The 20943-nt window shown below is 63.4% G+C and carries 22 protein-coding genes; 11 read left to right on the top strand and 11 right to left on the bottom strand.

Translation table 11 applies throughout. The annotated features are described in order from the left end of the window. Together J5M71_RS07775 and J5M71_RS07780 are read right to left on the bottom strand one after the other, a co-directional pair. A partial coding sequence (locus J5M71_RS07775) for an MFS transporter (RefSeq protein WP_207831311.1) occupies positions 1 to 1035 on the bottom strand: 1035 nt, incomplete at its 3' end. 130 nt (positions 1036 to 1165) lie between these two features. Then, positions 1166 to 2659 carry an aldehyde dehydrogenase gene (locus J5M71_RS07780; RefSeq protein ID WP_063912225.1) on the bottom strand — a complete coding sequence of 498 codons (1494 nt, stop codon included), beginning with the start codon at positions 2657 to 2659 and terminating at the stop codon, positions 1166 to 1168. 195 nt (positions 2660 to 2854) lie between these two features. Here J5M71_RS07780 and J5M71_RS07785 point away from each other — a divergent pair, with 195 nt between their 5' ends. After that, complete coding sequence (locus tag J5M71_RS07785; RefSeq protein ID WP_003258971.1) at positions 2855 to 3214, top strand: cupin domain-containing protein; 360 nt, start codon at positions 2855 to 2857, stop codon at positions 3212 to 3214. A gap of 155 nt (positions 3215 to 3369) precedes the next feature. On the opposite strand, the gene rpmG is transcribed toward J5M71_RS07785, so the two are convergent. Together rpmG and rpmB are read right to left on the bottom strand one after the other, a co-directional pair. Then, positions 3370 to 3525 (bottom strand): 50S ribosomal protein L33, encoded by a 156-nt coding sequence (gene rpmG, locus J5M71_RS07790; RefSeq protein WP_003253507.1) that lies wholly within the window; start codon positions 3523 to 3525, stop codon positions 3370 to 3372. Positions 3526 to 3535: 10 nt separating this feature from the next. Continuing rightward, positions 3536 to 3772: a 50S ribosomal protein L28 gene (rpmB, locus tag J5M71_RS07795; protein WP_003258972.1), complete on the bottom strand. Its 237-nt coding sequence runs from the start codon at positions 3770 to 3772 to the stop codon at positions 3536 to 3538. A 361-nt stretch (positions 3773 to 4133) separates the two neighbouring features. On the opposite strand from rpmB, the gene J5M71_RS07800 reads away from it, so the two are divergent. Then, complete coding sequence (locus tag J5M71_RS07800) at positions 4134 to 5741, top strand: ABC transporter substrate-binding protein (protein WP_207831313.1); 1608 nt, start codon at positions 4134 to 4136, stop codon at positions 5739 to 5741. 135 nt (positions 5742 to 5876) lie between these two features. On the opposite strand, the gene radC is transcribed toward J5M71_RS07800, so the two are convergent. After that, a complete protein-coding gene (radC, locus tag J5M71_RS07805) occupies positions 5877 to 6557 on the bottom strand; it encodes a DNA repair protein RadC (protein ID WP_207831315.1) in 681 nt (226 codons plus the stop codon). 128 nt (positions 6558 to 6685) lie between these two features. Between radC and coaBC the strand changes: the two genes are divergently transcribed. The 4 genes from coaBC (at position 6686) to argB (ending at position 10806) form a co-directional block, all read left to right on the top strand. Then, on the top strand, positions 6686 to 7897 hold the full coding sequence (coaBC, locus tag J5M71_RS07810) for a bifunctional phosphopantothenoylcysteine decarboxylase/phosphopantothenate--cysteine ligase CoaBC (RefSeq protein ID WP_012274821.1): 1212 nt from the start codon (positions 6686 to 6688) through the stop codon (positions 7895 to 7897). A gap of 5 nt (positions 7898 to 7902) precedes the next feature. Beyond that, a complete protein-coding gene (dut, locus tag J5M71_RS07815; RefSeq protein WP_015272329.1) occupies positions 7903 to 8358 on the top strand; it encodes a dUTP diphosphatase in 456 nt (151 codons plus the stop codon). A 111-nt stretch (positions 8359 to 8469) separates the two neighbouring features. Then, positions 8470 to 9870, top strand: coding sequence for a phosphomannomutase/phosphoglucomutase (locus J5M71_RS07820; protein ID WP_207831317.1), 1401 nt, complete (start codon positions 8470 to 8472; stop codon positions 9868 to 9870). A gap of 30 nt (positions 9871 to 9900) precedes the next feature. Then, positions 9901 to 10806, top strand: a complete 906-nt coding sequence (gene argB / locus J5M71_RS07825) for an acetylglutamate kinase (RefSeq protein ID WP_003258198.1) — start codon at positions 9901 to 9903, stop codon at positions 10804 to 10806. Between the two features lie 175 nt (positions 10807 to 10981). On the opposite strand, the gene pyrE is transcribed toward argB, so the two are convergent. Beyond that, positions 10982 to 11623: an orotate phosphoribosyltransferase gene (gene pyrE, locus J5M71_RS07830; RefSeq protein WP_003253405.1), complete on the bottom strand. Its 642-nt coding sequence runs from the start codon at positions 11621 to 11623 to the stop codon at positions 10982 to 10984. Between the two features lie 80 nt (positions 11624 to 11703). On the opposite strand from pyrE, the gene J5M71_RS07835 reads away from it, so the two are divergent. Next, the gene (locus J5M71_RS07835; RefSeq protein ID WP_003253401.1) at positions 11704 to 12483 is read left to right on the top strand and encodes an exodeoxyribonuclease III; all 780 of its coding nucleotides are present in this window, start codon (positions 11704 to 11706) and stop codon (positions 12481 to 12483) included. Between the two features lie 32 nt (positions 12484 to 12515). On the opposite strand, the gene J5M71_RS07840 is transcribed toward J5M71_RS07835, so the two are convergent. Together J5M71_RS07840 and rph are read right to left on the bottom strand one after the other, a co-directional pair. Beyond that, entirely contained in the window at positions 12516 to 12884 is a 369-nt protein-coding gene (locus J5M71_RS07840; protein ID WP_003258195.1) for a DUF4870 domain-containing protein, read from the bottom strand. Positions 12885 to 12907: 23 nt separating this feature from the next. After that, entirely contained in the window at positions 12908 to 13630 is a 723-nt protein-coding gene (gene rph / locus J5M71_RS07845) for a ribonuclease PH (protein WP_013974792.1), read from the bottom strand. A gap of 228 nt (positions 13631 to 13858) precedes the next feature. On the opposite strand from rph, the gene J5M71_RS07850 reads away from it, so the two are divergent. Together J5M71_RS07850 and gmk are read left to right on the top strand one after the other, a co-directional pair. After that, positions 13859 to 14722, top strand: coding sequence for a YicC/YloC family endoribonuclease (locus J5M71_RS07850; protein ID WP_063912232.1), 864 nt, complete (start codon positions 13859 to 13861; stop codon positions 14720 to 14722). 13 nt (positions 14723 to 14735) lie between these two features. Continuing rightward, on the top strand, positions 14736 to 15356 hold the full coding sequence (gene gmk, locus J5M71_RS07855) for a guanylate kinase (RefSeq protein WP_207831319.1): 621 nt from the start codon (positions 14736 to 14738) through the stop codon (positions 15354 to 15356). A 123-nt stretch (positions 15357 to 15479) separates the two neighbouring features. On the opposite strand, the gene J5M71_RS07860 is transcribed toward gmk, so the two are convergent. The 3 genes from J5M71_RS07860 to J5M71_RS07870 form a co-directional block, all read right to left on the bottom strand. After that, positions 15480 to 17021 (bottom strand): APC family permease, encoded by a 1542-nt coding sequence (locus J5M71_RS07860; RefSeq protein ID WP_207831321.1) that lies wholly within the window; start codon positions 17019 to 17021, stop codon positions 15480 to 15482. 113 nt (positions 17022 to 17134) lie between these two features. Further along, positions 17135 to 17908, bottom strand: coding sequence for a gamma-glutamyl-gamma-aminobutyrate hydrolase family protein (locus tag J5M71_RS07865; protein ID WP_207831322.1), 774 nt, complete (start codon positions 17906 to 17908; stop codon positions 17135 to 17137). A 4-nt stretch (positions 17909 to 17912) separates the two neighbouring features. Further along, positions 17913 to 19295, bottom strand: coding sequence for a glutamine synthetase family protein (locus J5M71_RS07870; protein WP_015272334.1), 1383 nt, complete (start codon positions 19293 to 19295; stop codon positions 17913 to 17915). 206 nt (positions 19296 to 19501) lie between these two features. On the opposite strand from J5M71_RS07870, the gene J5M71_RS07875 reads away from it, so the two are divergent. Continuing rightward, positions 19502 to 20374, top strand: coding sequence for a LysR family transcriptional regulator (locus J5M71_RS07875; RefSeq protein WP_013974798.1), 873 nt, complete (start codon positions 19502 to 19504; stop codon positions 20372 to 20374). A gap of 261 nt (positions 20375 to 20635) precedes the next feature. Further along, entirely contained in the window at positions 20636 to 20899 is a 264-nt protein-coding gene (gene rpoZ, locus J5M71_RS07880; RefSeq protein ID WP_003253383.1) for a DNA-directed RNA polymerase subunit omega, read from the top strand. Positions 20900 to 20943 lie beyond the last annotated feature (44 nt).

The raw sequence follows: 20943 nt of genomic DNA on the forward strand, positions 1-20943 counted from the left end.
GCCCCCCGCCCCCGCCAACAACGGCCCGAGCAGGCAGCCAATGCCCCACAGTTGCGCCACATGGGCATTGGCCCGCACCAGCTCATCATCGCGGTAGCGCTCGCCGATCAGCACCAGCGACAAGGTGAACAAGCCCCCCGCACTGGCGCCGAACAACACCCACAACGGCCAGATCGCCGGCGTGTGCAACAACAGCGGAATCGCCAGGCTGGACAACAGCAAGGTCACCGCGCAGCCGGTGAACAGGGTGCGCCGCGACATATGGTCGGCCAGCGCACCAATGGGCAGCTGCAGCACTGCGTCGCCCACCACCACGGTACTGACCATGAACAGGGCGATTTCGGTGCTGAAGCCCTGCTGCAGGCAGTACACCGGCAACAAGGTCAGGATCATCGCCTCGAACGAGGCGAACAGGGCAATGGCCCAGGCGATCACCGGCAAACGCCGGCAGAAGGCGAACAGGTCGCCGAAGGTGACGCTGCAGGCCTCTGTACTGGGCGCACCACCACGCCCAAGGAGAATCAGCGGCGCCACCAGCAGCAGGCCGGTCGCGGCCCAGAAGCCGAAGTCGTCATCCGAGCCGAGAAAGCCCAGCACCAGCGGGCCGGCCAGCTGGCTGAGGGCATAGCTGCTGCCATACAGCGCCACCAAGCGGCCACGCCATTGCTCGACCACCAGTTGGTTGATCCAGCTTTCGCCGAGGATGAACACCACGGTCAGGGACATGCCGATCATCAGCCGCAACAGCAGCCACAATGGGTAGCTGGGCAGCAGTGCCACCAGGCCGATCGACAGCGCGCCGCCCCACAGGCATATGCGCGTGGCCGAGGGCACACCGACCCAGCCGGCCAGGCGGCTGGCCAGGCTGGCACCTGCCAGCACACCCAGCGCCGGCATCGCGGCCATTACGCCGATAGCGAAGCTGCCATAGCCCCAGGCTTCCAGACGCAGGGACACCAGCGGCATGCTCACGCCCAGCGCCAGCCCGACACTGAGCACCGATGCCAGTACGGCGAAGTAGGTCCCCCAACGCATCCTTGACCTCTTGAGTTCTTGGGGCTGCTTTGCAGCCCATTCGCGGCACAAGGCCGCTCCTACAGGGAAACGCATGCCCCTGTAGGAGCGGCCTTGTGCCGCGAATGGGCCGCAAAGCGGCCCCCTGGGATTACAGCTTGATCCAGGTCGCCTTCAGCTCGGTGTACTTCTCCAGCGCATGCAGCGACTTGTCACGGCCGTTGCCCGACTGCTTGAAGCCACCGAACGGCGCGGTCATGTCGCCGCCGTCGTACTGGTTGACCCAGACGCTGCCAGCGCGCACGGCACGGGCGGTCTTGTGGGCCTTGGAGATGTCCGAGGTCCAGATGCCAGCGGCCAGGCCATACGGCGTGTCGTTGGCAATGGCGACGGCCTCTTCAGCGGTGTCGAAGGCGATCACCGACAGCACTGGGCCGAAGATTTCTTCCTGGGCAATGCGCATGGCGTTGGTCACGCCGTCGAAGATGGTCGGCTCGACATAGGTGCCGCCGGTCTCTTCCAGGGTGCGCTTGCCACCGGCCAGCAGCTTGGCGCCGTCCTTGTGGCCGGCTTCGATGTACGACAGCACGGTGTTCATCTGCTGGGTGTCGACCAGGGCACCGACAGTGGTCTGTGGGTCCAGCGGGTTGCCTGGCTTCCAGCCTTTCAGGGCCTCGACCACCATTGGCAGGAACTTGTCCTTGATCGAACGCTCGACCAGCAGGCGCGAGCCTGCGGTGCACACTTCGCCCTGGTTGAAGGCGATGGCGCTGGCGGCAGCCTCGGCAGCAGCTTGCAGGTCCGGGGCGTCGGCGAAGACGATGTTCGGGCTCTTGCCACCGGCTTCCAGCCAGATGCGCTTCATGTTCGATTCGCCAGCATAGATCATCAGCTGCTTGGCGATCTTGGTCGAACCGGTGAACACCAGGGTGTCGACGTCCATGTGCAGGGCCAGTGCCTTGCCCACGGTGTGGCCGTAGCCTGGCAGCACGTTCAGCACGCCAGCCGGGATACCGGCTTCGATGGCCAGCTGGGCGATGCGAATGGCAGTCAGCGGCGATTTTTCGGACGGCTTGAGCACTACCGAGTTACCGGTGGCCAGGGCCGGGCCAAGCTTCCAGCAGGCCATCAGCAGCGGGAAGTTCCACGGTACGATGGCACCGACCACACCCACTGCTTCACGGGTGACCAGGCCGAGCTGGTCATGCGGGGTCGGGGCGACTTCGTCGTAGACCTTGTCGATGGCTTCGGCAGTCCAGTGGATGGCATTGGCCGCGCCCGGGATGTCGATGCTGGAGGAGTCACCGATCGGCTTGCCCATGTCCAGGGTTTCCAGCAGTGCCAGCTCTTCGACGTTCTTGCGCAGCAGGTCGGCGAAGCGGATCAGCTTGGCCTTGCGCTTGGCCGGTGCCAGCTGCGACCACACGCCGGAGTTGAAGGTGGCACGGGCGTTTTCCACAGCGCGGTTGGCATCGGCCAGGTCACAGCTGGCAACCTTGGCCAGGAAGCGTCCGTCGACCGGGCTCAGGCACTCGAAGGTTTCACCGGATGCGGCATCGGTGTATTCGCCGTTGATGAAGGCACGGCCTTCGATCTTCAGTTGCTGGGCACGTTGTTCCCAGTCCGCACGAGTCAGGGTGGTCATACGAAACTCCTCCTCTTGTTTAGGTGCAACGCCGCACTGAGGACTCACAGGCGTTGTCAGAATTCTGGTGGGCGACGAGCGCACACTGGCAAGCGATACCCTAAACCAGCCCGGGTAAACTATCAATATATTTGACACAGAAGGCTCAAAAGCCTACTGATGTGCATTTTATTAAACAACAACAGGAGCCGCACCATGAGCATCGACAGCATCATCGACTTCGCACAGGTCATTACCGAGGCCGAACGCTACCGCCCGGCGGCGGAAAAAATCCTCAAGGGCGAGCCCGACCAGGCGGTCTACAACCATTATTCCAGCCCGTGCGGGCAGTTTGCCGCGGGCGTGTGGGAAGGCGAGGTGGGGCAATGGACGGTGAACTACACCGAGCATGAGTACTGCGAGATCGTCCAGGGTGTTTCGGTGCTGCGCGACCAGGACGGTGGGGCCAAGACTTTGCGTGCCGGTGACCGGTTTGTCATTCCGGCGGGGTTCAAGGGCACCTGGGAGGTGCTGGAACCTTGCCGCAAGATCTATGTGATGTTCGAGCAGAAATGATTTGAGGCTGTGCCGGCCTCTGCTCCCACAAGGATTTCACCGCCCTAAAGGCTTGTGATGCACCTGTGGGAGCGGGTTTGCCCGCGAAGAGGCCAGCACAGGCATAAAAAAACCCGCGTCCTTTCGGATGCGGGTTTTTTCAGGTCGCCGATCAATTACTTGATCTTGGCTTCCTTGTACACCACGTGCTTGCGAACAACCGGATCATATTTCTTGATCTCGATTTTGTCCGGAGTGGTGCGCTTGTTCTTGTCGGTGGTGTAGAAGTGGCCAGTGCCAGCACTCGAAACCAGACGGATCAATTCACGCATGACGTTCTCCTTAGAACTTTTCGCCGCGAGCGCGCAGCTCGGCCAGCACTACGTCGATACCACGCTTGTCAATGACGCGCATGCCTTTGGCAGATACGCGCAGACGCACGAAACGCTTCTCGGATTCAACCCAGAAACGGTGGTGCTGCAGGTTCGGCAGGAAACGACGACGGGTTTTGTTGTTTGCGTGGGAAATGTTGTTCCCGGTTACTGGACCCTTACCAGTAACTTGACAGACTCTCGACATGACTCAGCCCTCTAAAACCACATGCCCAACCCGGCATGGGTTGGCCGCTTAATCTCTCAGTCTTTGGCGCCTGGGCGCCGTGATTCTGGAGGTCTTATCGGCCGCATTCGCTGATGCGACAGGCCGAGCCCCTAGAAAAGAGCGCTGCTTTATACCAGAAAGACTCGGCCGCAACAACATTAGATGAATATTGACACGAGCCTCGACGCGCCCGGCCAGCATAGCGGCAGGCCCCGTCAGCCGTCGACCGCTCGTCGCCAATTTTGTAAAAAAGGGTGTGGCCATTTCCCGACGGGCACACTAGGGTAGGCCTTTTCCAGACTGCACTGGCAGATGGGCCACTGACAGCCAAGGAGCCACTATGCGTGCTGCCGCCCTTTCCTTATTGTTCAACTCCTTGTTCGCCGCAGGCGCCCTGTTCGCCGCCGGCGTTGCCCAGGCCGCCCCGCTGAGCGTCTGCAGCGAGGCCAGCCCCGAAGGCTTCGACGTGGTGCAGTACAACTCGCTGACCACCACCAACGCCACGGCCGATGTGCTGATGAACCGGCTGGTGGAGTTCGACGCGGCGCAAGGCAAGGTGGTGCCGAGCCTGGCGGCCAGCTGGACGGTATCGGCCGATGGCCTGATCTACGACTTTACCCTGCGCGATGACGTGAAATTCCACACCACCGCCTACTTCAAGCCAAGCCGCGCCCTGAACGCCGACGATGTGCTGTTCAGCTTCCAGCGCATGCTCTACCCCGCCCATGCCTGGCACAAGACCGCACCGGGCGGTTACCCGCATGCCCAGTCGCTGCAACTGGGCAGCCTGATCAAGGCGATCGAGGCGCCCGCACCGAACACCGTGCGTTTCACCCTCAACCACCCGGACGCCACGTTCCTGGCCACGCTGAGCATGGGCTTTGCCTCGATCTACTCCGCCGAGTACGCCGACAAACTGCTCAAGGCCGGCACGCCGGAGAAGCTCAACAGCCAGCCGGTCGGTACCGGGCCGTTCATCTTCCAGCGCTTCCAGAAGGACGCCTTGGTGCGCTACCGCGCCAACCCTGACTACTTCGCCGGCAAGCCGGCGGTCGACCCGCTGATCTTCGCCATCACCACCGATGCCAACGTGCGCCTGCAGAAACTCAAGCGCGGCGAGTGCCAGGTCGCGTTGTCGCCCAAGCCGCTGGACATTGCCGAAGCCGGCAAGGACGGCAACCTCAAGGTGGTCACCACCCCGGCCTTCATGACCGCCTTCGTCGCCATCAACAGCCAGCACCCACCGCTGGACAAGCCGGAAGTGCGCCAGGCCATCAACCTGGCCTTCGACAGGCAGGCTTATCTGAAGGCCGTGTTCGAAGACTCCGCGGTAGCCGCCAACGGCCCCTACCCGCCCAACACCTGGAGCTACGCCAAGGACTTGCCCGGCTACCCGCTGGACCTGAAGAAAGCCAAGGCCCTGCTGACCAAGGCTGGCCTGGCCCAAGGCTTCAGCACCACGATCTGGACCCGCCCGTCGGGCAGCCTGCTCAACCCCAACCCCAGCCTCGGTGCGCAGATGCTGCAGGCCGACCTGGCCAAGATTGGCATCAAGGCCGAGATCCGCGTGATCGAGTGGGGCGAGCTGATCCGCCGCGCCAAGGCGGGCGAGCATGACCTGCTGTTCATGGGCTGGGCGGGTGACAACGGCGACCCGGACAACTTCCTCAGCCCGCAGTTTTCCTGCGCCGCGGTGCAGTCGGGGACCAACTTCGCACGTTTCTGCGACAGCCGCCTGGACCAGTTGATCAGCGCCGGGCGTACCACCAACGACCAGAGCGTGCGCAGCCGGCTTTACCAGCAGGCGCAAACCCTGATTCAGCAGCAGGCGCTGTGGGTGCCGCTGGCGCACCCGACGGCGGCGGCCCTGCTGCGCCAAGGGGTCGAGGGGTACCAGGTGAGCCCGTTCGGGCGGCTGGATTTCAGCAAGGTGTCAGTGACCAAGTAAGCCCGCGCCGGCCTCTTCGCGGGTAAACCCGCTCCCACAGGGACCGCGCCAACTTTGAACATGGCACTATCCCTGTGGGAGCGGGTTCACCCGCGAAAGGGCCGGTACTGGCAGCACAAGGCTCCCAGTTTTTCCTCAGGCCACAATCCACCCATGCTCGACCATCGACAGCGGCTCCCCGTCACCGATGATGATGTGATCCAGCACCCGCACATCGATCAACGCCAGCCCCCGCTTCAGCGACAGGGTCAAATGCACATCGTCCTGGCTGGGCTCACTGTTGCCTGAGGGGTGGTTGTGGCACAGGATCAAGGCCGCTGCGTTATGCAGCAATGCCCGCCGCACCACTTCCCGTGGGTAGACGCTGGCCCGATCTATCGTGCCTCGGAAGAGGATTTCAAACGCCAACGGCCTGTGCTTGGTATCGAGAAAGAGACATCCGAACACCTCGCTGACTTCATGTCGCAGCATCGCTTTCAGATAGCGCCTCACCGTTCCCGGGCTGTCCATCGCAGATTCACGCTCAATCGAAGTTGCAAGGTGCCTGCGCCCGATCTCCAGCAGCGCCTGCAACTGGCTGTACCTCACCGGGCCCAAACCAAGCTCACCGACGAAGGCCTCACGGTCGGCCTCCAGCAACTGGCGCAAGCCCCCGAACTTCACGAGCAGACCTCGCGCCAGTTCCACGACATTGCGCCCACGCACACCTGAGCCGAGAAATACAGCAAGCAATTCCGTATCCGTCAGGCTTCCGACCCCACGCTGCAACAACTTCTCCCTCGGCCGCTCTTCAGCCGGCCACTTCCTGATATTCATCCCGCCCCTCTGCCCTTGCTGCGGCCCATTTCGGCCCTGTGTTAATCTATTTCGCCTCGTACATGCGACGTTCTGCCGCAGGCATTCCCAAACGTCGCCGCCCGCTCTCACTGGAAAAAGGCAAGCCTATGCAGCGGCTGTATCGCAAGCGCATCGTTCTCGGCGTGGGTGGCGGCATTGCCGCCTACAAAAGCGCCGAACTGATTCGCCGACTCCTGGAGCACGGCGCGCAGGTGCGCGTCGTCATGACCCGTGGTGGTGCAGAGTTCATCACCCCGCTGACCCTGCAGGCGCTGTCGGGCCACCCGGTGCACATGGACCTGCTCGACCCTGCCGCCGAAGCGGCCATGGGCCATATCGAACTGGCCAAGTGGGCCGATCTGGTGCTGATCGCCCCGGCCACCGCCGACCTCATGGCGCGCATGGCCCAAGGCATGGCCGACGACCTGCTGACCACCCTGGTACTGGCCACCGACGCTACCGTCGCCGTGGCCCCGGCCATGAACCAGGCCATGTGGCGCGACCCGGCCACCCAGGCCAACCTCGAACTGCTCAAGAGCCGTGGCATCCAGGTGTTCGGCCCGGCGTCCGGCAGCCAGGCCTGTGGCGACGTCGGCCTGGGCCGCATGCTCGAAGCCACCGACCTGGCCTGGTGTGCCGCGGAAAGCTTCAAGCGCCAGGCCCTGACCGGCAAGCACGTGCTGATCACCGCCGGCCCGACCCAGGAAAACATCGACCCGGTGCGCTACATCACCAATCATAGCTCCGGCAAGATGGGCTTCGCCCTGGCCGAAGCGGCCGCCGAAGCCGGGGCTAGGGTCACCCTCGTCACCGGCCCTGTGCACCTGCCGACCCCCGACCGGGTCAGCCGTATCGACGTGGTCAGCGCGCGGGACATGCTCGCAGCCTGTGAAGCGGCCATGCCGTGCGACCTGTTCATCGCCTCGGCGGCGGTCGCGGACTACCGCCCGGAAGTCGTTGCCACGCAAAAACTGAAGAAAGATCCTACGACCGGCGACGGCATGCTGCTGCAGATGGTGCGCAATCCCGATATCCTTGCCACCCTCGCTGGCCGCGCCGACCGCCCGTTCAGCGTCGGCTTCGCCGCCGAAACCGAACACTTGCTCGATTACGCCACGCGCAAGCTCAAGGACAAGAACCTCGACCTGATCGTCGCCAATGATGTGGCCAACCCCAGCATCGGCTTCAACAGCGAAGAAAACGCCTTGACCGTGATCGACCGCCAGCAGCACCAGACCCTCTTCGCGCAGACCAGCAAGGGCAAGATCGCCCGGCAACTGGTCGCCTTCATCGCCGAACGGCTCAATCAGGTTCAATAAGTTACATGCACGCTCTTCAAGCCAAGATCCTCGACCCACGCCTGGGCACCGAATTCCCCCTGCCGCAGTACGCCACCCCCGGCTCCGCCGGCCTGGACCTGCGCGCCCTGCTCAAGGAGGACACCGTCCTCGAGCCAGGCCAGACCCTGCTGATTCCCACCGGCCTGTCGATCTACATCGGCGACCCGGGCCTGGCGGCGGTGATCCTGCCGCGCTCGGGCCTGGGCCATAAGCACGGCATCGTGCTGGGCAACCTGGTCGGGCTGATCGACTCGGACTACCAGGGCGAGTTGATGGTGTCGTGCTGGAACCGCGGCAACACCCCGTTCACCATCGCTGTCGGCGAGCGCATCGCCCAGCTGGTGCTGGTACCGGTGGTACAGGCCCATTTCGACATCGTCGAAGCGTTCGATGAAAGCCAGCGCGGCGCTGGCGGCTTCGGCCATTCCGGCAGCCACTGAGCCGAGAAATGACCGTTCAGGCCAAGGATGGCGAACTCTCTGGCGAAACCACCGTCCAAGCGTTCAGTTTGCGCCTGCCCAGAAAGCCTTTGACTAATGGAGCTTCCAGAGATGAACGACATGGCCCACCTGGTCCCCGCCGCACTGCCAGACAGCATTTTCCGCGCGTATGACATTCGCGGCGTGGTCGGCAAAACCCTTCACGCCGAAACCGCCTACTGGATCGGCCGCGCCATCGGCGCGCAAAGCCTGGCCCAGGGCGAACCGCAGGTTTCGGTCGGCCGCGATGGCCGCCTGTCCGGCCCGATGCTGGTCGAACAGCTGATCAAGGGCCTGGTCGATGCCGGCTGCCAGGTCAGCGACGTCGGCCTGGTGCCTACCCCGGCGCTGTACTACGCAGCCAACGTGCTGGCCGGCAAGTCGGGTGTGATGCTGACCGGTAGCCACAACCCGTCGGACTACAACGGCTTCAAGATCGTCATCGCCGGCGATACCCTGGCCAACGAACAGATCCAGGCGCTGCTGACCCGCCTGAAAACCAACAACCTGACCCGCGCCGAAGGCCGCGTGGAAAAAGTCGAGATCCTCGACCGCTACTTCCAGCAGATTGTCGGCGACGTGAAGCTGGCCAGGAAGCTCAAGGTGGTGGTGGACTGCGGCAATGGCGCCGCTGGCGTGGTTGCGCCGCAACTGATCGAAGCCTTGGGCTGCGAAGTGATCCCGCTGTTCTGCGAGGTCGATGGCAACTTCCCCAACCACCACCCGGACCCGGGCAAGCCGGAAAACCTCGAAGACCTGATCGCCAAGGTCAAGGAAACCGGCGCCGACATCGGCCTGGCCTTCGACGGTGACGGCGACCGCGTCGGCGTGGTGACCAACACCGGCAGCATCGTCTACCCCGACCGCCTGCTGATGCTGTTTGCCCAGGACGTGCTGTCGCGCAACCCGGGCGCCGAAATCATCTTCGACGTCAAATGCACCCGCCGCCTGACCCCGCTGATCGAGCAGCACGGCGGCCGCGCGCTGATGTGGAAGACCGGACACTCGCTGATCAAGAAGAAGATGAAACAGACTGGCTCGCTGCTGGCCGGCGAGATGAGCGGTCACATCTTCATCAAGGAACGCTGGTACGGTTTCGACGACGGCATCTACAGCGCCGCGCGCCTGCTGGAGATCCTCAGCAAGACCGGGCAAAGCGCCGAAAACCTGTTTGCCGCCTTCCCGAACGATATTTCCACGCCGGAAATCAATATTGATGTGACCGACGAGGGTAAATTCAGCATCATTGATGCACTGCAACGCGACGCCGACTGGGGCGACGCCAACCTGACCACCATCGATGGTGTGCGGGTGGATTATGCCCACGGCTGGGGCCTGGTTCGCGCCTCCAACACCACCCCGGTGCTGGTGCTGCGCTTCGAGGCCGACAGCGACGCCGAATTGCAACGTATCAAGGATGTTTTCCGTACTCAGTTGCTGCGGGTTGAGCCTGAGCTGCAACTGCCGTTCTGACCGACTATCTGTTCCTTACAGGAGCCCTGCATGACCCTCGATCGCGATGCCGCTTCCCATGTAGCCGAGGTTTTGTCCGAAGCACTGCCTTACATCCGCCGCTTTGTCGGCAAGACCCTGGTGATCAAGTACGGCGGCAACGCGATGGAGAGCGAGGAGCTCAAGACCGGCTTCGCCCGTGACATCGTGCTGATGAAGGCTGTGGGCATCAACCCGGTGGTGGTCCACGGTGGTGGCCCGCAGATCGGCGACCTGCTCAAGCGCCTGTCGATCGAAAGCCACTTCATCGACGGCATGCGCGTCACCGACTCGGCGACCATGGACGTGGTGGAGATGGTGCTGGGTGGCCAGGTCAACAAGGACATCGTCAACCTGATCAACCGCCACGGCGGCAGCGCCATCGGCCTGACCGGCAAGGACGCGGAGCTGATCCGCGCCCGCAAGCTGACCGTCAGCCGCCAGACGCCCGAGATGACCACCCCGGAAATCATCGACATCGGCCACGTGGGCGAAGTGGTGAGCGTGAACACCGACCTGCTGAACATGCTGGTGAAGGGCGACTTCATCCCGGTGATCGCGCCGATCGGCGTGGGTGCCAACGGTGAGTCGTACAACATCAACGCCGACCTGGTGGCGGGCAAGGTAGCCGAGGCGCTGAAGGCCGAGAAGCTGATGCTGCTGACCAACATCGCCGGCCTGATGGACAAGCAGGGCGAGGTGCTGACCGGCCTGACCACCGAGCAGGTCAACGAACTGATCGCCGACGGCACCATCTACGGCGGCATGCTGCCGAAGATCAAGTGCGCGCTGGATGCGGTGCAGGGCGGTGTGAACAGCTCGCACATCATCGACGGCCGTGTGCCGAATGCGGTACTGCTGGAGATCTTCACCGACAGCGGTGTGGGTACCCTGATTACCAACCGCAAGCAGCGCTGATCGTCAACCTGTTCCGGCCTCTTCGCGGGTAAACCCGCTCCCACAGGTACAGCACCGCCTTTGAGGGCTGTGGAGATCCTGTGGGAGCGGGTTTACCCGCGAAGAGGCCGGAACAGGCGAAACAAAAAAGGCGACCCTCATGCGAAGGTCGCCTTTTTCATTTCCGGGCCTCGAATCAGATACCGTACTGCGCCCGGTAAGCCTCGACAGCCGGCAGATGCTGCTTCAGCTGCGGGTCATCGGCCAGGAACTCCAGCACCTGGGTCAGCGAAACGATGCTGACCACCGGGATACCGAAGTCGCGCTCCACTTCCTGGATCGCCGACAGCTCGCCATTGCCACGCTCTTCGCGGTTCAGCGCGATCAGCACGCCGGCGGCCTTGGCCTGCTGGGCATTGATGATCTGCATGACCTCACGAATGGCGGTACCGGCGGTGATCACGTCGTCGATGATCAGCACGTCACCGGCCAGCGGTGCACCGACCAGGCTGCCGCCTTCGCCGTGATCCTTGGCTTCCTTGCGGTTGAAGCACCATGGCACGTCGAGCTGATGCTGATCGGCAAGGGCCACGGCAGTCGTCGCTGCCAGCGGGATACCCTTGTAGGCCGGGCCGAACAGCACATCGAACGGGATCTTGCTGTCGACGATGGCTGCGGCATAGCAGCGCCCCAGTTCGGCCAGGGCGGAACCGGTGTTGAACAGGCCGGCATTGAAGAAATACGGGCTGGTACGCCCCGATTTCAGGGTGAATTCACCGAAACGCAGTACCCCGCGATCGATGGCAAAACGGATGAAGTCGCGCTGATACGGCTGCATGGATAGTCCCGGACACCACGGATTTAGCTAAATGGTTTGAGCTCGGGTATCATACACGCACGAGATTTTTGGGGCCATTTATGCGGATCATCAGTGTGAACGTAAATGGCATTCAGGCTGCGGCCGAGCGTGGTTTGCTCAGCTGGCTGCAAGCCCAGAATGCCGACGTCATCTGCCTTCAGGATACCCGCGCCTCGGCCTTTGAACTCGATGACCCAGCTTTCCAGCTCGATGGCTATTTCCTTTATGCCTGCGACGCGGAGGTGCCTGCCCAAGGTGGTGTGGCCCTGTATTCGCGCATGCAGCCCAAGGCAGTCATCACCGGCCTGGGCTTCGAGACAGCCGACCGCTACGGGCGTTACCTGCAAGCAGATTTCGACAAAGTCAGTATTGCCAGCCTGCTGCTGCCTTCGGGTATGAACGGCGACGAAGACTTGAACCAGAAGTTCAAGTTGATGGACGACTTCGCCAAATACCTGGACAAACAGCGTCGCAAGCGTCGCGAATACATCTACTGCGGCTCGTTCTACGTGGCGCAGCAGAAGCTTGACATCAAGAACTGGCGTGACAGCCAGCAGTCGCCGGGTTTCCTGGCGCCGGAGCGCGCCTGGATGGATGCGATCACTGGCGAGATGGGTTACGTCGATGCCCTGCGCGAAGTCAGCCGTGAAGGCGACCAGTACAGCTGGTGGCCGGACAACGAGCAGGCCGAGATGCTCAACCTGGGCTACCGGTTCGACTACCAGATTCTAACCCCGGGCCTGCGCCGCTTCGTGCGTAACGCCCGTCTGCCGCGTCAGCCGCGCTTCTCCCAGCATGCGCCGCTGATCGTCGACTATGACTGGACGTTGACCATCTAAACGCAATTGGGGCCGCTCTGCGGCCCCAATTGCTATTTGATCGGTCGCCAGATCATCGGGTAGCGATAAGGCTTGCCCTCATTCGCCCGCACCGCCGCAATGATGATCAGGATCATCACCGCGACCATCAGCATGGCGAACAGCACCAGCCCGATGAACACGAACATCAGCAGGAAGCAGATGAACCCGGCAATGGTCACGCTGATCTGAAAGTTCAGCGCCTCTTTGCCCTGGGCGTCGATGAAAGGGTCTTGCTCGCGCTTGAGGTGCCACAGCACCAGCGGGCCCAGCAGGTGCCCGAGCGGCACCACCAGGCCCAGCAGCGCGGAGAGGTGGCAGAACATCGCCCATTGCCGGATTTCGGCATTGGGCGGGGTGATCGACAGGTTCGATTCGCTCATGCCCCGCACCTCCCTGGCTGGGTTCAGTCGGCCAGTGCCGCCTGCTGCAGTTCGAAGATCTCGCTCATGCCCTTCTGTGCCAGGGCGAGCATGGCGTTGAAGTCTTCAGGCTGGAACGGCGCGCCCTCGGCAGTACCCTGCACTTCGATGAAACCACCGGCGCTGGTCATGACCACGTTCAGGTCGGTTTCGGCGGCGGAGTCTTCCAGGTAGTCCAGGTCGAGCACCGCTTCGCCCTGGTACATGCCCACCGACACGGCGGCGATCATGTGCTTGAGCGGGTTGCCGGCCTTCAGGCCACCGCGCTTCTTGATCACCGCCAGGGCGTCGCACAGGGCGACCATGGCACCGGTGATGGACGCAGTGCGGGTGCCACCATCGGCCTGGATCACGTCGCAGTCGACGTACAGAGTGATGTCACCGAGCTTGCTCATGTCCAGCGCGGCGCGCAGCGAACGGCCGATCAGGCGCTGGATTTCCAGGGTGCGCCCACCCTGCTTGCCACGGCTGGCTTCACGTTGGTTACGCTCGCCGGTGGAGCGCGGCAGCATGCCGTATTCGGCGGTCAGCCAGCCTTGGCCCTGGCCTTTGAGGAAGCGTGGCACACCGTTTTCCACGCTGACCGTGCAGATGACCTTGGTGTCACCGAACTCGACCAGTACCGACCCTTCGGCGTGCTTGGTGTAGTTGCGGGTGATGCGGATCGAGCGGAGCTGATCGGCGGCGCGACCACTTGGACGTTTCATCTGGGATACCTGTACTGGGACTTTGAATCTGCCGAGCATTATAGAGCCCGCAGCCCGGGGAAGACATGCCTATTGTCGCGCCCGGCACTGCCCGTCGCCTTATCCTACCGGCCAGGCCACCCGTCGGTAACATGGGTGGATTGGGCGCCATGGCCCCACTGCGCTACAATCCTGCGCCTTGCAGCCGAGAGGCTCCCACCGTTCATTCATCTACGCGAGGTACTCCCCATGGTGCACAGCATGACCGCTTTTGCTCGTGTCGAGCGCGCCGGCAGCCAAGGCACCCTGGTCTGGGAGCTGCGCTCGGTCAACCACCGTTACCTGGAACCGCACCTGCGCCTGCCCGAGGCCCTGCGCGACCTCGAAGGCGCCGTGCGTGAAGGCCTGCGCCAGGGCCTGTCGCGGGGCAAGGTGGAATGCACCTTGCGCCTCAACGAAGACAGCAACGGCAAACCACTGAAGGTGGACCGCGAGCGCGCCGCACAGCTGGTTGCCGCCGCCGAGGAAGTGGCCGGCCTGATCAAGCAGCCGGCCCCCCTGAACCCGCTGGAGGTGCTGTCCTGGCCTGGCGTGCTGGTAGCCGACGCCAGCGACCCGCAGGCACTGAATAGCGAAGCCATGGCGCTGTTCGATGAAGCGCTGGCCGAGCTCAAGGCCGGGCGCCAGCGTGAAGGCCAGGAACTGGCCCGGCTGATCAACGAGCGCCTGGACAACATGGCCAGCGAAGTCACCACCCTGCGCGCCCTGGTGCCGCAGATGCTGGCGGCGCAGCGGCAGAAGATCCTCGACCGCTTCGGCGACATGCAGGCCGAACTCGACCCGCAACGCCTGGAGCAGGAGATGGTGCTGCTGGCCCAGAAGAGCGACGTGGCCGAGGAACTCGACCGTCTCAGCACCCACGTCACCGAAGTGCGCCGAGTGCTCAAGGGTGGCGGTGCCGCCGGCCGGCGCCTGGACTTCCTGATGCAGGAACTCAACCGCGAGGCCAACACCCTCGGCTCCAAGGCCTTCGACCCACGCAGCACGCAAGCGGCGGTCAACCTGAAGGTATTGATCGAACAGATGCGTGAACAAGTACAGAACATCGAGTAAGGCCACCCCGACCATGAACCATAGCAGCGGCACCCTCTACATCGTTTCGGCTCCTTCGGGCGCCGGCAAGACCAGCCTGGTCACCGCCCTGACCAAGGACGACCAGCAAATCCGCGTCTCGGTCTCGCACACCACCCGCGCCATGCGCCCGGGCGAGCAGCACGGGGTGAACTACCACTTCGTCGTCCACGAGGAATTCAAGGCGCTGATCGCCCAAGGCGACTTCCTGGAACATGCCGAGGTGTTCGGCAACTTCTACGGCACCTCGCGCAGCGCGCTGCAGCAGACCCTGGACCAGGGTTACGACCTGATCCTGGAAATCGACTGGCAGGGCGCGCAGCAAGTGCGCAAGCTGATGCCGCAGGCGTTGTCGGTGTTCATCCTGCCGCCAAGCCAGCAGGCCCTGCGCCAGCGCCTGGACGGCCGCGGGCAGGACAGCGAAGAGATCATCGCCGGGCGCATGAAGGAAGCCGTCAGCGAGATGGTGCACTACGACGAGTATGACTACGTGATCATCAACGATGATTTCGACGTGGCGCTGGAGGATTTGAAAGCGGTGTTCCGCTCGAATCGCCTGGTGTTGAAGAAGCAGCAGCAGCGTCATGCGGCGTTGCTGAAGCAAATGATCGGCTAAAGATTGCCTGGGCCTCTTCGAGGCCCTTTCGCGACACAAGGCCGCTCCCACATCTGATGGCGTACGCCGTGCTTTTGTGGGAGCGGCCTCGTGTCGCGATAGGGGCACAAAGCGCCCCCAGCTTTATTCCTGCAGTGGCAAGGTAGCCTGCTGACGCAGGGTAGCCCCCAGGAAGTACGCCGGCGCGCGCATGCGCGACAGCATCATCAGCGCGATGCCGAGCACCGAGATGATCGCGGCAATAACGAACACCAGCCCCAGCCCGCCCACATGCGAGCCACTGCCAAAGTCCGGCGAGGCGCTATCGATGGCGGTACGCGCAAAGATCACCGACAAGATCACCCCACCCACCAGCGGGCACAGGCCGCGCATGATGAAGTGGCGCAGGCTGTCGAACAGGCTGTGGCGGAAATACCAGACGCAGGCGAATGCGGTCAGCGAATAGTAGAAGCAGATCATCATGCCCAGCGCGGTAATGGTATCGGCCAGCACGTTCTCGCTCAGGGTACGCATGGTCACGTAGAACAGGCCTGCGGCCAGGCCGGCGCAGATGGTGGCGTAGCGCGGGGTTTGCGAACGCGGGCAGACGCTGGCGAACTTTTGCGGTACCGCGCCGTAGTAACCCATGGCCAACAGGGTGCGCGCCGGCGCCACGAAGGTCGACTGCAGCGAAGCCGCCGTGCTGGCCAGCACGGCGATGGACATCAGGATCGCCAGCGGCCCCATGACCGGGCCGGCCAGGTGGGCAAACACGTTTTCCTGGATGCGCGGGTTGTTCAGGCCCAGGCCAGTTTCACTGATACCGGCAAACTGCAGGGTGGCGATGGCGGTAAACAGGTACAGGCCGAGAATCAACATCACGGTCCAGGTGGCGGCCTTGCCCGGCACCTCTTCACTGCCCACCGACTCTTCGCTGACGGTCAGGCACGTGTCCCAGCCCCAGAAGATGAAGATCGACAGCGACAGCCCGGCGGCAAAAGCCGAGAACGACTCGACGCCGAACGGGTTGAACCAGGCGAAATCGAACTCCAGCGGTGGCGGCGCGGTGGTTTCGCCGAAAGCGGCAAAGGCGAAGCCGATCAGCACCAGCAACTGCAGGGCCACCAGGCCGTACTGCACGGTCATGGTGGTGGTCATGCCGCGGCAGCAGATCCACACCGCCATGGCAATGAACACGCAACAGGTGGTTATGTTGATGAGCAGGTTGTCGGCCAATGCCGCCAGCTCATGCTTGCCGGTGATCTGGCCAAGGAACAGATAGAAGAAATCGACCGCCACCCCTGCCAGGTTCGACAACACGATGGTGGTGGCGACAACCAGGCCCCAGCCGCCGATCCAGCCGATCATCGGGCCGAAGGCACGCGCCGACCAGGTAAACGAAGTACCGCTGTCCGGCTCCGCCGAGTTCAGTTCGCGGTAGCCCAAGGCCACCAGCAGCATCGGCAGGAAGCCGACAATGAACACGGCAGGCAGGTGCGCACCCACTTCACGCACGGTCGGACCAAGGGCGCCGGTCAGGGTGTAGACCGGGGCGATGGTGGAAATGCCCAGCACCACGCTGGCCAGCAAGCCCAGCCGGCCTGTGGCCAGGCCCTTGCTGCGCTGGGTATTGCCCGCGTCGGCCGCCACGTCGGGTGGGCGGCCGGCTTCTGTGTAATTGCTCATGAGTATTTGCCGTAGATTTTGGAATTGTTTTCACAGGCCTTGCGTACAAGGCCCGCTTTCACTCATTGAAAGCTTGCTGCCGGGAACAAGTCATCCGAGACCTTCGGGTGACGTCAGAATGCCTCCTGCCGTGCGCCCTCCCGTGCTGCGTAGGCAATGCAGGCCTCGCGAAACGCCTGGAACAGGCGCAGCGAGACCGGGTTTTCGGTAAATCGCCACTCCGGGTGCCACTGCACGCCGAGCACAAAGCCCGGCGCCGCAGGCATGGACACCGCTTCGATCAGGCCATCCGGGGCCCGTGCCTCGACGCGCAGGCCCGGGGCCAGGCGGTCGATGCCCTGGCTGTGCAGCGAGTTGACCTCGAACTGCGCCGCCAGGCCCAGGCGCTCGAACATCCCGCCAGGCTCGATGCCGACAGGGTGACGAGGGCCGTATTGCACCTCCAGGGGTGCGTCCTCAGGTTCACGGTGGTCAAGGTAGCCGGGCAGTTCCTGCACGCGCTGGTGCAGGCTGCCGCCCAGGGCCACGTTCAGTTCCTGGTAGCCACGGCAGATACAGAACACCGGCACGCCGGCGGCAATGGCCGCCTGCAGCAGCGGCAGGGTCAGGCGATCGCGTGCCAGATCGTGCCGGGTACCTGCCGCGCTGGGGGCGCCATTGTAATGATGCGGTTCGATATTTGAAGGTGAGCCGGTAAAAACAATGCCGTGCAGGCGGGCCAGCAGCGCCTGCGTGTCGCTGCCCCCGTCACGGGCCGGCAAGATCAGTGGCAAGCCGGCAAAGCCGGCCGCCTCGACATACTTGTCGCCTACCGTGTGCGACGAGTTCTTCCCCACCTGCTGGCGGCAGGCGCTGACACCGATCAAGGGGACCGCATTTGCGCTCATGGGCTTACACCGTGTGCAGGTACCAGTTGTACTCGAGGTCGGAAATCGACACTTCGAACTCGGCCAGTTCGCTTTCCTTGCAGGCCACGAAGATATCGATGTAGTCCGGGCTGATGTATTGGTTGAGGACTTCGCTGTCGTCCAGCGCGCGCAGGGCATCGCGCAGGTTGTTCGGCAGGCTCTGCTCCAACTGTTCGTAGGAGTTGCCTTCGATCGGCGCCTGGGGCTCGACCTGGTTGGTCAGGCCGTGGTGAACGCCAGCGAGGATCGCCGCGAGCATCAGGTACGGGTTGGCGTCGGCACCGGCCACGCGGTGCTCGAGGCGCACGTTGTCGCTGCTGTCAGTGGGCACGCGTACGGCCACGGTGCGGTTGTCCAGGCCCCAGCTTGGCGCATTGGGCACGTAGAACTGCGCACCGAAGCGGCGGTAGGAGTTGATGTTCGGGCAGAGGAAGGCCATCGACGCCGGCATGGTTTCCAGCACGCCACCGATGGCGTGGCGTAGCGCGTCGCTTTGCAGCGGGTCGTCACTGGCAAAGATGTTCTTGCCGGTTTTCTTGTCCAGCAAGGAAATGTGCACGTGCAGGCCGTTGCCTGCCTGGCCCGGGTAGGGCTTGGCCATGAAGGTGGTGTCCATTTCATGGTCGTAGGCGACGTTCTTGATCAGGCGCTTGAGCAGGATCGCGTAGTCGCAGGCCTTCAGCGGGTCGGCCACATGGTGCAGGTTGACCTCGAACTGTGCCGGGGCGCTTTCCTTGACGATGGCGTCGGCGGGAAGGCCCTGCTCCTTGGCCGCTTCGAGCATGTCCTGCAGGCAGTCGGCATATTCGTCGAGGTCGTCGATCAAATACACCTGGGTCGACTGCGGGCGCTTGCCGGAAATCGGCGAGCGCGGCGGCTGCGGGCGACCGTTGAGGTTGTCCTGGTCGATCAGGTAGAACTCCAGCTCGAACGCGGCGCAGATATCCAGGCCCAGGTCGTCGAACTTGCTCACCACCTGGCGCAGCACTTCGCGCGGGTCGGCGAAGAACGGCTGGCCATCCAGCTCGTGCATGGTCATCAGCAGCTGGGCGGTGGGGCGCTTCTGCCACGGCTCGTCCGAAAGCGTGCCAGGGATCGGGAAGCAGATGCGGTCGGCATCGCCGATGTCCAGGCCAAGGCCGGTGCTCTCGACGGTGGAACCGTTGATGTCCAGGGCGAACAGCGATGCCGGCAGGTTGATGCCCTTCTCGTACACCTTGTGCAGGCTGGCCCGCTCGATGCGCTTGCCACGTACCACGCCGTTCATGTCGGAAATCAGCAGGTCGACGTACTGCGTGTCCGGATGGGCCTGGAGGAAGTCATTCATCTCGCTGGAAGAACTGGCGCACGGGGTTACCGACGTCATGGCTGTACATCCTTTGATTTGCTGCGGCGATGTGGGGATACGGCTGGCGCCTCACGGGCGACGATGGTTGCAGCTGTTGTTCTTTTCACTTTCCCATCGTGGGGACTGGTTACCCGACCGGGCGCATTGATTCCCGGGGGCCGTTCCACTATAAAATGGCCAAAACGCAACAGACATTGGCAATTCGGCAAGCAGAGCGTGCACCAATGCAATATCAGATTACCCATGCCGACCTTTCCCTGGTCCTGGCCCTGGAACGTGGCCGCTCGCTGGCCAAGGCTGCCGAGTTGCTCAAGGTCGATGTGTCGACGGTGTTCCGCTCGATCCGCCGGCTGGAGTCGGCGCTGGGCACCGCCTTGTTCGTCAAGAGCCGCAAGGGCTACCTGCCGACCGACACCGCCCAGGCCCTGGCCGAGCAGGCCGAACGCGCCGAGCAGGCGCTGGAGGCGGCGCGCATCGCCATGACCAGTGGCGAGCAGGTGGTCAGCGGCACGGTGCGGCTGACCTGTACCGAGGCGGTGATGCACAGCCTGCTGCTGCCGGCGCTGGCCGAGTTCATGCCCAACTACCCGGCCCTGTCGCTGGAAATGGGCACCTCCAACACCTTCGCCAACCTCAGCCGGCGCGATGCCGACATTGCCCTGCGCCTGACCAACACGCCGCCGGAGCACCTGGTGGGCCGCAACCTGGGGTCCACCTCCTACGTGGTCTGCGGCCAACCGCAGTGGCGCGAGCGCCTGGCCGAGTCACCTGCCAGCGTGCCGTGGATCGCCCCCGACGACTCGATGCAGGACCACCCCACGGTGGTCTGGCGCAACCAGCAGCACCCGGGGTTGAGCCCGCGCTACCAGTGCAGCGGCATGTCGACCATCGCCCAGCTGGTCACGGCCGGGCTCGGCGTGGCGGCGTTGCCGGACTACATGGTGCACGCGCTGCCCGGGGTGGATGCGCTGAGCGGGCCGCTGCCGGGTTGCGACACCCAGCTGTGGCTGCTGACCCGGCCCGATTGCCGGGCGTTGCGCTCGGTGCAGACCCTGTTCGAGGAGCTGACCCCGCGGTTGCGTGACGCGATGCTCTGAGGTTATCGTCAGGCTCAAGTGATAGGGTGTCTGTTCCGGCCCTTTCACGGCTGAAGCCGCACCCACAGGGTGCGGTGATGAACCTGAGAACAATGCGGTCCCTGTGGGAGCGGCTTTAGCCGCGAAGAAGGCAATACAGGGCTTGAAGGTAACCACCCGACAAAACAGCGCTTCCCTATTGGCTGGTGATTTTTTAAACTATCGAGTCCGCCTGCCCACTATTGGGCTGCACGCCCACCGCAATTGCTACTGAGGAAGACCATGGCCCGCGTAACTGTTGAAGACTGCCTGGAACACGTGGATAACCGCTTTGAGCTGGTCATGCTCTCGACCAAGCGCGCTCGCCAGCTGGCGACCGGCGGCAAAGAGCCACGCGTTGCGTGGGAAAACGACAAGCCGACCGTTGTTGCCCTGCGTGAAATCGCCGAAGGCATCGTCACCAACGAGTTCATCGCCGCTGAAGAGATCGTCACCGAGGATCCGGTGTTCGCCGCGTTCGAGGACGAGAACAACGAGGCTGTCTGATTGATGCCAGGTCGAAGTCGCACGGCGCAAGGCCCCCTTCCTCG

Origin of the sequence: Pseudomonas sp. 43(2021) (assembly GCF_017490805.1) — a bacterium.
GTDB lineage: Bacteria > Pseudomonadota > Gammaproteobacteria > Pseudomonadales > Pseudomonadaceae > Aquipseudomonas.

What these genes read in the sequence shown, in the direction of transcription:
- coaBC (WP_012274821.1), top strand. Translation starts at nt 6,686, where the DNA reads ATGCAGCGGCTGTATCGCAAGCGCATCGTTCTCGGCGTGGGTGGCGGC.
- J5M71_RS07840 (WP_003258195.1), bottom strand. Translation starts at nt 12,884, where the DNA reads ATGAGCGAATCGAACCTGTCGATCACCCCGCCCAATGCCGAAATCCGG.
- J5M71_RS07870 (WP_015272334.1), bottom strand. Translation starts at nt 19,295, where the DNA reads ATGACGTCGGTAACCCCGTGCGCCAGTTCTTCCAGCGAGATGAATGAC.
- J5M71_RS07865 (WP_207831322.1), bottom strand. Translation starts at nt 17,908, where the DNA reads ATGAGCGCAAATGCGGTCCCCTTGATCGGTGTCAGCGCCTGCCGCCAG.
- dut (WP_015272329.1), top strand. Translation starts at nt 7,903, where the DNA reads ATGCACGCTCTTCAAGCCAAGATCCTCGACCCACGCCTGGGCACCGAA.
- rpmG (WP_003253507.1), bottom strand. Translation starts at nt 3,525, where the DNA reads ATGCGTGAATTGATCCGTCTGGTTTCGAGTGCTGGCACTGGCCACTTC.
- rpmB (WP_003258972.1), bottom strand. Translation starts at nt 3,772, where the DNA reads ATGTCGAGAGTCTGTCAAGTTACTGGTAAGGGTCCAGTAACCGGGAAC.
- J5M71_RS07860 (WP_207831321.1), bottom strand. Translation starts at nt 17,021, where the DNA reads ATGAGCAATTACACAGAAGCCGGCCGCCCACCCGACGTGGCGGCCGAC.
- J5M71_RS07835 (WP_003253401.1), top strand. Translation starts at nt 11,704, where the DNA reads ATGCGGATCATCAGTGTGAACGTAAATGGCATTCAGGCTGCGGCCGAG.
- rpoZ (WP_003253383.1), top strand. Translation starts at nt 20,636, where the DNA reads ATGGCCCGCGTAACTGTTGAAGACTGCCTGGAACACGTGGATAACCGC.
- rph (WP_013974792.1), bottom strand. Translation starts at nt 13,630, where the DNA reads ATGAAACGTCCAAGTGGTCGCGCCGCCGATCAGCTCCGCTCGATCCGC.
- J5M71_RS07780 (WP_063912225.1), bottom strand. Translation starts at nt 2,659, where the DNA reads ATGACCACCCTGACTCGTGCGGACTGGGAACAACGTGCCCAGCAACTG.
- radC (WP_207831315.1), bottom strand. Translation starts at nt 6,557, where the DNA reads ATGAATATCAGGAAGTGGCCGGCTGAAGAGCGGCCGAGGGAGAAGTTG.
- argB (WP_003258198.1), top strand. Translation starts at nt 9,901, where the DNA reads ATGACCCTCGATCGCGATGCCGCTTCCCATGTAGCCGAGGTTTTGTCC.
- J5M71_RS07785 (WP_003258971.1), top strand. Translation starts at nt 2,855, where the DNA reads ATGAGCATCGACAGCATCATCGACTTCGCACAGGTCATTACCGAGGCC.
- pyrE (WP_003253405.1), bottom strand. Translation starts at nt 11,623, where the DNA reads ATGCAGCCGTATCAGCGCGACTTCATCCGTTTTGCCATCGATCGCGGG.
- J5M71_RS07850 (WP_063912232.1), top strand. Translation starts at nt 13,859, where the DNA reads ATGGTGCACAGCATGACCGCTTTTGCTCGTGTCGAGCGCGCCGGCAGC.
- J5M71_RS07800 (WP_207831313.1), top strand. Translation starts at nt 4,134, where the DNA reads ATGCGTGCTGCCGCCCTTTCCTTATTGTTCAACTCCTTGTTCGCCGCA.
- gmk (WP_207831319.1), top strand. Translation starts at nt 14,736, where the DNA reads ATGAACCATAGCAGCGGCACCCTCTACATCGTTTCGGCTCCTTCGGGC.
- J5M71_RS07820 (WP_207831317.1), top strand. Translation starts at nt 8,470, where the DNA reads ATGAACGACATGGCCCACCTGGTCCCCGCCGCACTGCCAGACAGCATT.
- J5M71_RS07875 (WP_013974798.1), top strand. Translation starts at nt 19,502, where the DNA reads ATGCAATATCAGATTACCCATGCCGACCTTTCCCTGGTCCTGGCCCTG.